Below are 6,503 nucleotides of genomic sequence, written 5' to 3'. Positions count from 1 at the left end.
GCTGCTGCGGGCCAGGTAGGCGGTCATCACGTCGCGGGCCAGCGGCGCCATGGAGGCGCCGTCGGCGGCGATGTGGTGCACGACCAGCACGAGCACGTGCTCGTCCGGGCCGGGGGTGAACAGGGCGGCGCGCAGCGGGATCTCGGTGGCCACGTCGAAACCGGCGGTGATGGTGGCGAAGATCCGGTCCGGCAGGCCGGCCGCGGCGATGGGGATCGGCTGCAGGTCCGGCATGGCCCGCTCCGGCGGCGCGATCCGCTGCACCGGGCCGCCGGCGTCGGCCGGATACCAGGTGCGCAGGCTTTCGTGGCGGGTCAGCACGTCGTGCACGGCGGTGGTCAGCGCCGCGGTGTCCAGCCGCCCGGTCAGCCGGATGGCGAGGGGAATGTTGTAGGCCGCGGAGGTGGGGTCGAACTGGTTGACGAACCACATGCGCTGCTGCGCCGGGGACAGCGGGATCTGCTCCGGCCGCTGCCCCGCGGTGAGCGGGATGCGGGCCAGCACCCGGGTGGCGAGCAGCGAGTTGCCGCCGATGTCGAAGAAGCTGTCGTCGACGGAGACCCGCTCGTGGCCGAGCACCTCGGCGACGAGTTCGGCGATGGTCGCCTCGAGCTCGGAGCTCGGCGGGTGGTAGTCGCCGCCCCCGACGGTCAGGTCCGGCACCGGTAGGGCGCGCCGGTCGAGTTTGCCGACCGGGGTCAGCGGGATCTCGTCGAGCACCACGATCGCGGCGGGCACCATGTGGGCGGGCAGCCGGCCGGCGGCGTGGACGCGCAGGGCGGCGGTGTCGACGGTGCGGCCGATGTCGGGCAGCACGTAGGACACCAGCGCGGTGTCGCCGGAGGGGGCGGTGTGGCCGAGGGTGACCGCGAAGGTCACGTCCGGGTGGGCGGCGAGCGCGGCGTCGATCTCGCCGAGTTCGATGCGGAAGCCGCGGACCTTGACCTGGAAGTCGGTGCGGCCGAGGTATTCGACGGTGCCGTCGGCGCGCCAGCGCACCACGTCGCCGGTGCGGTACATCCGTTCCCCGGGGCGGCCGTAGGGGTCGGCGACGAACCGGGCGGCGGTCAGGTCCGGGCGGCGGTGGTAGCCGCGGGCCACCCCGGGGCCGGCGATGTAGAGTTCGCCGGCCACCCCGACCGGGACCGGACGCAGCCGGTCGTCGAGGATCACCTCGTGGAAGCCGATGGCCGGGCGGCCGACGGTGACGGTTTCCCCGGGGTGCATGTCGGGGCTGACGCTGGTTTCGATGGTCGCCTCGGACGGCCCGTAGCCGTTGTACATGTGCCGGTTCGGGGCCCAGCGTGCCACCAGTTCCGGTGGGCAGGCCTCCCCCGCGACGACGAGCACGTCCAGGTGGTCGAGCCCGGCCGGGTCGAGCGAGGCGAGCGCGGTCGGGGTGATGAACGCGTGGGTGACGTGTTCGTCGCGCAGGATGCGGGCCAGTTCGTCGCCGCCGTACACGGTGGGCGGGACGATCACCAGCGTCGCGCCGGCGCAGAACGCCTTGGTCAGCTCGAAGATCGACGCGTCGAAACTGGGCGAGGCCAGATGCGACACCCGCGCCCCGTGCGTGATGGAGAAGTGTTGCCGCACTTCGGCGTTGAGGTTGGTCAGGCCGCGGTGCGCGACGACGACGCCCTTGGGTCGGCCGGTGGAGCCGGAGGTGTAGATCAGGTAGGCGGGGTGGTCGAAGTGCAGCGGGGAGCGGCGGTCGGCGTCGGTGACCGGGTCCGCGGAGACGGTGGCCAGGCGGGCGCGGACCTGCGGGTCGTCGAGCACCAGCCACGGCACCGTCTCCGGCAGCGCGGCGCGGTGCGCGGCGGTGGTCAACCCGATGGTGGCGCGGCAGTCGGTGAGCATGTAGCCGATCCGCTCGGCCGGATAGGTCGGGTCGACGGGCACGAACGCGGCCCCGGACTTGGTGACCGCCCACACCGCGGCGACCGACTCGATGGACCGGGAGATGCCCAGGGCGACAAATGTTTCCGGGCCGGCGCCGGCGTCGATCAGCACCCGCGCGACGCGGTTGGACCAGGCGTCGAGTTCGCCGTAGGTGACGGTGCGGCCCTCGAAGGACAACGCCACCGACTCCGGGACGATCGCGGCGACCGAGGACAGCAGTTCCGGCCACAGCTGCGGGGACACCGGCGGCAGGCCCCGCGCCGGGGCGAGCGTCGCCAGCTCGGTGGGGGTGACGATCTCGATGTCGCCGACCGGCCGGTCCGGGGCGGTGACGATCGCGGTGAGGATCCGCCGGAACCGGTCGGCGAAGGAGACGACGGTGTCCGGATCGAACAGGTCGGTGGCGTAGGTGAACGCCGCCCGCAGCCCGGCCGGCCCGTGCTCGTCGGTGGATTCGGCGATCGCCAGCTGCAGATCGAAGTGCGACAGGGCCGGTTCGAGGTCGAGCACCGTGGCGGTCAGGCCGGGCAGGGTCACCTCGGGGCGTTCGATGTCCTGGAACTCGAGGAGCACCTGGAACAGCGGCGAGTAGGCGGTCGAGCGGGGCGGATCGAGCACCTCCACGAGCCGCTCGAACGGGATGTCGGCGTGCGTGAACGCGGACAGGTCGGTGGTGCGCACCCGCTCGAGCAACGCGGTGAACGACTCCCGGTCGTCGACGCCGGTGCGCAGCACCACGGTGTTGACGAACATGCCGACCATGTCGTCGAGGGCGCGGTCGCCGCGGCCGGCCACCGGCGTGCCGACCACGATGTCGGTGGACGACGACAGCCGCGCCAGCAGCACCGACAGCGCCGCGTGCACCACCATGAACAGCGACGCGTCGTGGGTGCGGGCCAGGGTGGTCAGCGCGCGGTGGGTGTCGGCGTCGACGGTGAACGGGATGCGGGCGCCGCGCTGGCTCTGCTGCACCGGCCGCGGCCGATCCAGCGGCAGTTCCAGCAGTTCGGGTACCCCGTCGAGGGTGTCGCGCCAGAACGCCAGCTGCCGCCCGGCGGTCGAGTCGGGGTCGGTGTCGTCGCCGAGCACCGCGTGCTGCCACATCGTGTAGTCGGGATACTGCACCGGCAGCGGCGTCCACTGCGGGGCCTCGCCGACGCTGCGGGCCGTGTAGGCGGCGATGACGTCGCGGGTCAGCGGCAGCATCGAGAACCCGTCCGCGGCGATGTGGTGCACCACGAGCACCAGGATGTGTTCGTGCTCGTCGACGGTGAGCAGCCGCAGCCGCACCGGGACCTCGGCGGCCACGTCGAAACCGGCGGACACCACGGCGGTGATGTCGGGGATCGGGTCGGTCGGGTCGGTGACGGCGGCGACGGTCAGCTCGGGCAGCGCCGCGGTCGCCGGCACCACCACCTGGGTCGGCCCGTCGTCGGTGAGCGGATAGCGGGTGCGCAGCGAATCGTGGCGCAGCGCCACGTCGGCGAGCGCGTGCCGCAGCGCGGCCACGTCGAGGGTGCCGGTCAGCCGCAGCGCGACGGCGATGTTGTAGGCCGGGGAGGCGGTGTCGAACTGGTTGATGAACCACATGCGCTGCTGCGCCGGGGACAGCGGAACCCTCTCCGGCAGTTCCACCGGCTGCAGCGGCGGCCGGGTCGGGCGCAGCGCGGTGTCGTCGCCGAGTTCGAGGCGGGCGGCCAGCGCCGCGACGGTGGGGCTGTCGAACAGGTCGCGCACCCCGATGTCGGTGCCCAGTGCCGCGGAGATCCGCGCGGCCAGGCGCATCGCGAGCAGCGAATTGCCGCCGAGATCGAGGAAGTTGTCGTGCACCCCGACCCGGTCGACGCCGAGCAGGTCCGCGAAGATCGAGGCGAGCAGTTCCTCGACGGTGCTGCGCGGGGCGGTGTGGTCGGCGGGGGTGACCGGTTCCGGGGCGGGCAGGGCGCGCCGGTCCAGTTTCCCGGTGGGGCCCACCGGCATCCGGTCCAGCACCGTGAGCTGGGCGGGCACCATGTAGTCGGGCAGGCGCCCGGCGGCGAACGTGAGCACCGCGGCGGGGTCGACGGAGCCGCCGGCGGCGGGCACGACGTAGCCGACGAGCCGGTCGTCGGCGCCGTGGTGCACGAGCACCGCGGCCTGCGCGACGTGCTCGTGGGCGCGCAGCGCGTGTTCGATCTCGCCGAGTTCGATGCGCTGGCCGCGGAGTTTGACCTGGAAGTCGCTGCGGCCGAGATAGCGCAGCGCCCCGTCGGCGCGCCAGGACACCAGATCGCCGGTGCGGTACATGCGTTCGCCGGTGCCGTAGGGGTTCGCGACGAACCGGTCGGCGGTCAGATCGGGGCGGAACGGATAGCCGCGGGCCAGCTGGATGCCGGACAGATACAGTTCGCCGACGCCGCCGACCGGCACCGGCTGCAGCCGCGCGTCCAGCACGTGCACGCGGGTGTTCCACACCGGGGTGCCGATGGGCACGTCGCCGGTGTCGGCGTCGGTGACCTGCCAGGCGGTGACGTCGACGGCCGCCTCGGTGGGCCCGTACAGGTTGTGCAGCGCCGTGGCGGGCAGCGCGGCGCGGGCGGCGCGGGCGGTGTCGGCGGGCAGCGCCTCGCCGCTACAGAACACCAGCCGCAGCGAGCGGCAGCGGTGCGGGTCGATGGCCTCGACGAACACCGCGAGCATCGACGGCACGAAGTGCACGACGGTGACGCCGGTGTCCTCGATCAGCCGGGTCAGGTAGGCGGGGTCGCGGTGCCCGTCGGGGGCGGCGACGACCAGCCGCGCCCCGGTCTGCAGGGGCCAGAAGAACTCCCACACCGACACGTCGAAGGTGGCGGGGGTCTTCTGCAGCACGGTGTCGTCGGCGGTCAGCGGGTAGGCGTGCTGCATCCAGCGCAGCCGGTTGACGATGGCGGCGTGGGAGACCGCCACGCCCTTGGGGCGGCCGGTCGAACCGGAGGTGTACAGGACGTAGGCCAGGTCGTCGGGGCGCAGCGGCGCGGTGCGTTCGGCGTCGGTGACCGGGGTGTCCGGGTAGCCGCCGGTGTCGAGCCGGTCCAGATACACGACGGCGGAGCCGGCGGGCAGGTCGGCGTGGTCGGCGGTGGTGGTCAGCACGCAGGCCGGGGCCGCGTCGGCCAGCACGTAGCCGAGCCGGTCGGCGGGATGGTCGGGGTCGAGCGGCAGGTGCGCGGCGCCGGTCTTGCCGGCGGCGTACATGCCGACGAGCAGGTCGATCGAGCGGTGCATGGCCAGCGCCACGATGGTGCCGGGGCCGACGCCGAGGCCGATGAGGTGGCGGGCGAGGCGGTTGGCGCGGGCGTCGAACTCGGCATAGCCGAGGGTGGTGTCGCCGAACACCACGGCCGGGGCGTCGGGGCTGCGCCGGACCTGCGCGTCGAACAGGTCGACGAGGGTGCCGTCGACGCGGGGGACGTCGGTGGCGTTCCACTCGGCGAGGATCCGGGTGCGTTCGGTGGGGGTGAGCAGATCCAGGTCGCCGATCGGGACGTCGGGGGTGTCGACGGCGGCGGTGAGCAGCCGCACGAACCGGTCCGCGAACGCGGCGGCGGTGGCGCGGTCGAACAGGTCGGTGGCGTAGGACAGCGCCCCGCTGAGCGCGACCGGGCCGCCGTCGTCGCCGGGCACCTCGCTGAGCAGCAGGTGCAGGTCGAATTTGGTGGTGTCGGTGGCGATCTCGGTGGCGTCGACGGTCAGCCCGGGCAGCTCGAGGTGGGCGGCCTCGTTGTTCTGGAAGGCGAGCATCACCTGGAACAGCGGCGAGTAGGCGGCGGAGCGGCCGGCGGCGACGGTGTCGACGACCAGTTCGAACGGCACGTCGGTGTGCTCGAAGCTGTCGAGATCGATCGCGCGGACCGCCTGCAGGTGCTCGGCGAAGGAGCGCCCGCCGGACACCGGGGTGCGCAGCACGACGGTGCCGACGAACATGCCGACCAGCTCGTCGAGGGCGCGGTCGCCGCGGCCGGACACGGGGCTACCGATGCTGATGTCGTCGCTGCCGGACAGCCGCGCGAGCAGCGCCGCCAGCGCGGCGTGCACCGTCATGAACGGGGTCGCGGCGTGGGCCTGCGCGATCGCCCCGATGCGCCGGTACAGCTCCGGGGCGATGTCGAACCGGACGGTGTCGCCGCGGAAGGACTGCTGCGGCGGCCGCGGCCGGTCGGTGGGCAGGGACAACAGTTCGGGGGCGCCGGCGAGGCGGTCGCGCCAGAACGCGAGCTGGCGGCCGGCGACCGACTCGGGATCGGCGGGGTCGCCGAGCCAGCCGCGCTGCCACAGCGCGAAGTCGGCGTACTGCACCGGCAGCGGTTCCCACGCGGGGGCGCTGCCGCTGCTGCGGGCCAGGTAGGCGGTCATCACGTCGCGGGCCAGCGGCGCCAGGGACGCACCGTCGGCGGCGATGTGGTGGGCGATCACCGCCAGGACGTGCTCGTCGTCGCCGAGTTCGAACAGCGTGACCCGCAGCGGCAGGTCGGTGGCGACGTCGAATCCGGTGGCCGCGCAGGCGGCGAGGGCGTCGTCGAGGCGGTCGGCGGGGACCGGGACCGGGTCGAGGGCGGGCACGGTGTCCGGGGACAGCA

The 6,503-nt window shown here is 73.6% G+C and carries 1 protein-coding gene; it reads right to left on the bottom strand.

The features are described from left to right. A partial coding sequence (locus I0Q12_RS26265; protein WP_231611483.1) for a non-ribosomal peptide synthetase occupies positions 1-6,503 on the bottom strand: 6,503 nt, incomplete at both ends.

Source organism: Rhodococcus sp. CX, from assembly GCF_015865005.1.
Classification (GTDB): Bacteria; Actinomycetota; Actinomycetes; order Mycobacteriales; family Mycobacteriaceae; genus Rhodococcus.
This window is presented reverse-complemented; position numbering and strand designations above follow the sequence as displayed.